This window comes from Nostoc sp. CALU 546 (assembly GCF_048836525.1).
This window is the reverse complement of the sequence record NZ_JAWJTF010000242.1, coordinates 1-3,256: the sequence shown is the minus strand read 5'-3', so window position 1 is coordinate 3,256 and position 3,256 is coordinate 1. Positions and strand designations below refer to the sequence as shown.

The following is a 3,256-nucleotide window of genomic DNA, read 5'->3' as shown; positions in this document are numbered from 1 at the left end:
CGCCAATTCCACTTTTACCTGTCCACCAGCTGGAGTGTAATGCAAGGCATTAGCAATTAAATTTGTGAACAGCCGCACCAGTTGATCCCAATTGCCCACAAGGGTAAACCAATTTTCCAGTAATTCCGGGCTAATTTCCGAGGCGGGAGGATCAACTAATTCTAGAGAAAGGTCAATTTCTTTTTCAGGGACTAACAATTGTTGTTCTTCAACAACCTCCATCAGCAAAGCGTCCAGCGGACAAGGTGAAAAAGTATCTTTGCTAATACCACTATCTTGACGTGCTAAGAAGAGTAAGTCATTGACTAACTTACCCAAACGCTGCGTTAACCGTTCCACAACCTTTAACTGTTGCCGATACTGCAAAGAAGTTGTCCCTTCTACCTCTGCTAAATCTAAGTCAGCAAGGGCAACTTGCACATTAGTTTGAATCAAAGTAATGGGACTTCTAAGTTCATGTGAAGCATCAGCAGTAAATTGTTTGAGGCGTTGGTAAGATTCACCTACAGGTTCCATCGCTTTACCCGAAAGAAACCAGCCACTTGCACCTACGGAAACCACCATTAACCCAATACCTAGCGCCAAATCAAAAATTAACTGGCGACTGGGTTTAGTGACTTCAAACCAGGGATGACTAACACGCAGATATCCTAATACTTGCCGTCCCACTTCTACCCGTTGGGTGATTTGCCGCAATAACAATGGGGAGTTGGGAGTGGAGAGTAGGGAGTTAAGAGTAGGGAGTTTATTATCTTCACCTTTTTCTTTCTCTCCCTTGACTACGCGCACAGTTTCACCAGTCCGGTTGGCATGAATGGGAATATCTAGGGGTTCGGATAGCGTTGACCAAAGTAATTCACCAGTCGGACTAAACCATTCTAGGTCGATGTGGTCATCTTCTACAGCGTCGGTATTGTCACGAAAACTAGCTTCTACATTAATGCGAACTTTCTCTGCATCAGTATTAATTGGCTCAAATATGAGCGTAGACGCACAACGGCTAGTTGTGATACAACGCTCCACTATTTCCACTACATGGTTAAGGGTGTCATCAATCCGCTCAATCAGCGTACTGCGGACGTATAAATAAACGCCACTGGCAAACAGTAGTAGTAATACAGCAGTAACAGCAGTGTACCAAATTGCAAGACGGCGGCGAGTAGCCTGAAACATATTTTTCATCCACTTTTTTGACTGAATATCTTCACATTACGTGTTTATACGGTTAAAAATTAGCTCACTTTTTTAGCTGTGGTGATTTTGCTGAGGTTTAATTTTTGCTCAAGAATTACACTCTTGTTGCAGTAAATCTGCTTAATCCTATTTTATTCTTTACATCCAGGATAAAAAATCGTTCTTCTTTGGTTATCTATATCGAAGTAAATGAAACGATTGTTGAATACATTCCACCAAAACAACAAAAACATCCAAGCTTGGAAAATTAAGTCATGACTTAATTTTATCTTGAGTAATTTATTTTGATAACTGAAACAACTATTAGCCAACTTTTATCATTTGAATTAAATTTGATTTTTGAATCTACCAAAGAGCATATCCTATTGTGGAAACCTGTAAAATTTCAACTCGAAGAATTCTAAGAATCTCACTCATGAGATTTAAAAAAAATCTAAAAGTAATTGTAACGTGCTTTTTGTCTTCAACAATTTTGTTCAAAGTAATCCTGGTTCAATTTTCTGCGTTTGCCTTAGAATATAACGAGCAGAATAGTGTTGCTTTGAAAGTAGAAAATAATGCAAATGTTATTGATAAAAGTTTATCGGACTCGAATACAACAGATAATTTACTAAGCCAAACGCTGTTAAAAAAAACTTTAAAAGATGCTAACTCTCGATTACAAAAAGCCAAAAAGTTACGCAGCTTTACCATAGCTGACGTTATCCCAATTGAAGAATATAAAATAGAGCCTCCCAAGCCACCTGAGCAAGAAGAAGAAACTCAGCCGGATACAATTAAACCGTCAACTTCAAATGAAAAAAAACCCTATACAACAACACAACAAATACTAATAGAAAAACTACGTCAAGCTAAAAAGCAACAACAAGCAAATCAGAAAAAAATAATTATTGATGCTCTAACAATTAGCGCTAATAGGTATCCGTGGATTATTAACCCTACAGATAACCTTACTATTAAACCTCAGTTATTTAAACCAAATGAAGACGAAAATTATATAGATACAGATTTAAATATTAGATTTTCTGGAGACAATCAGTTTATTGATAAATTTACCTATGCTAAATTTCCCAAAGAAGACCAGTTTTACTGGGTTCTCGATAACAATAGATTAGTCATTGAGACTAAAGGTACACAAGTAGGTATTCTTGCACAAGGTAGAGCTACTGAAACTTACAGTACCCAAAATATGACGTCAACTCAAGGATTTTGGGGATTACAATATCTTGCTAGTCTACCTGTTAATTTTGATGAATTAATCGGTGAAGCTGAAATTAATGATTTTTCTATAGTTTCTATAGCAGGAGAACTAGTTAATCCTGAAGGAATACCTGCTGGGAGAGTGATCATTAATAGTGGAATCAATCCTGAAGATCCTAATGTCACAGTTCTAGAAAATATTACACCAATTATTGGTAGTGGTTCTACCTTGAGTAATGACGGTGGCGGAGCTTTATTTGACTTATTAGATGCTAGTAATACACCTCGAATTATCCAAGCTTTTCCCACTACGAATTTAAAGCCTTTACTAGATGGGGGGAATGTTAAACTCCAACTAGGCGAAATTATTCCTGATTCTGTTCTAGAAGCAACTGGTATTTTATGGGGTAATATTTTGACCGGCGAGGGTTTTGGCTTTACTGCTCCCGTCTCTTCATTACCAGGTATTAAGATTACCCAAAGAGACAAATTTGATAATTTTGATTTATTGAATATAGCAGTTAATCCTTTCTTGACACCACTTGAGAGAGATTTGTCTTATTTAAATTCTTTATCTTGGGTATCTTTCGGCAAAAGAGATCCCATATTTGAAGTGTTATCTGAGACACAAAAAACTTCTAATTGGCACAGACTATATGTTAGCTACCCTCATAACCGCAGTATTATTCAATATGATCCAGAAAAAATTAGTGCTACTTATTCTAATATCTTTTCTAGCCCAGGAATATCTATTACAGCTAATTTCAGCGAATTCAGTATTGATGGGATACAAACAGCTAATTCTACTTTAGGATTGGCATTGGGTGGAATCTTTGAATTCATTAAAATAGATAATATTAAC

The 3,256-nt window shown here is 36.8% G+C and carries 1 protein-coding gene and 1 pseudogene; one reads left to right on the top strand and one right to left on the bottom strand.

The window, feature by feature from the left end; translation table 11 throughout:
* Positions 1-1,173: sensor histidine kinase (locus RRG12_RS42130; protein ID WP_420763225.1), on the bottom strand; the 1,173-nt coding region annotated here is incomplete at its 3' end.
* Between the two features lie 436 nt (positions 1,174-1,609).
* Between RRG12_RS42130 and RRG12_RS42125 the strand changes: the two are divergent.
* Positions 1,610-3,256 (top strand): annotated as a pseudogene (locus RRG12_RS42125) (hypothetical protein); the annotation flags it as partial.